This is a genomic window from Aquimarina sp. AU58 (genome assembly GCF_900312745.1).
Lineage (GTDB): Bacteria > Bacteroidota > Bacteroidia > Flavobacteriales > Flavobacteriaceae > Aquimarina > Aquimarina spinulae.
This window is the reverse complement of record NZ_OMPD01000016.1, coordinates 1-1,120: the sequence shown is the minus strand read 5'-3', so window position 1 is coordinate 1,120 and position 1,120 is coordinate 1. Positions and strand designations below refer to the sequence as shown.

The following is a 1,120-nucleotide window of genomic DNA, read 5'->3' as shown; positions in this document are numbered from 1 at the left end:
GTTATATTAAGAGTAGAACCATCAGGTTGAGATGGATATGTTCCTCCAGAATGTACTACCTGGTTGTTACTATCTTTAATCTCCCAGCTTGTTTCTTCAGGGTAGTTATCAAAAGTAATACGCAGTTTTACATCATACGTAGCAGATGCTCCTGTAGTAGTTACATTAAGCGTGTTACTAGCTGCAGATTCGTTTCCAGCCGCATCCTTAGCTTTTACGGTAAACTGGTATGCTGTATTAGCCGTTAATCCTGTAATATTTCTTGTAGTTGCAGTTACCGATCCAAGATTAGTAGATCCCTGATACACATCATATCCGGTCACTCCTACATTATCGGTAGCAGCATTCCATGATAGGGTAAGTGTTGTTTGTGCCACATTAGAAGCTGCTAATCCAGTTGGAGCAGAAGGGGCTTGAGTATCACCACCAGTTGATCCCCCGATCACTACTGTATAGTCTTCTACTTCACCATAATTAAATGATTCACAAGGGCCAGGAATGGTATTGTATCTCATAGATACTCTCATTCTTGTACTTCCGTCTTTTGCACTTGAAGGTACAGTAAAGCTACCACTTACCGGAGTTGTTTGTGAAGCCGCATTAGTCCATACTTGTTCTCCTGTATCGGCAAAGTCACCATCTTGATTATAATCAATCCATACAGAGTATCCTTCATTATATTTAGTTCCGGTCCATGTAGGAGTAATGGTAATGGTATTGGCATTACCTTTAGATAGGTTAGTAGATTCAGCAGTAAAATCACTATATCCACCACTTGCTCCTGTAGATGTTTTATCGATGGTTCCTAATTTTACATTACTAATGTATTCATCAGTTACACTTTGACCATTAGAGTCACAGTAATTAAGTTGTACATCTGTAGTTGTAAAATTAGTAGAGCTACTATAATTAGAAGTAGTTCCATCGGCACATTTACTTCTTAGCTGTACTTCATAAGTAGTAGATGGGTTTAATCCAGAAATCACTTTAGAAGTTCCGTTTTCGGCAGAAGTTGTCCAGTTTGTTGTTCCAGTTTGTCTGTAGCGAAGATCATAGGTTGCACCGGCTACAGCAGTCCATCCTATAGTTGCAGTGTTTGATCCCACAGCCGAAGAAGATA

General features: G+C 39.5%; 1 protein-coding gene. It reads right to left on the bottom strand.

Going from position 1 to position 1,120, the window contains the following annotated elements; genetic code table 11:
• Window positions 1-1,120, bottom strand: a 1,120-nt coding sequence (locus tag DK441_RS26330; RefSeq protein ID WP_200822907.1) for a GEVED domain-containing protein, incomplete at both ends; no start/stop codon positions are given.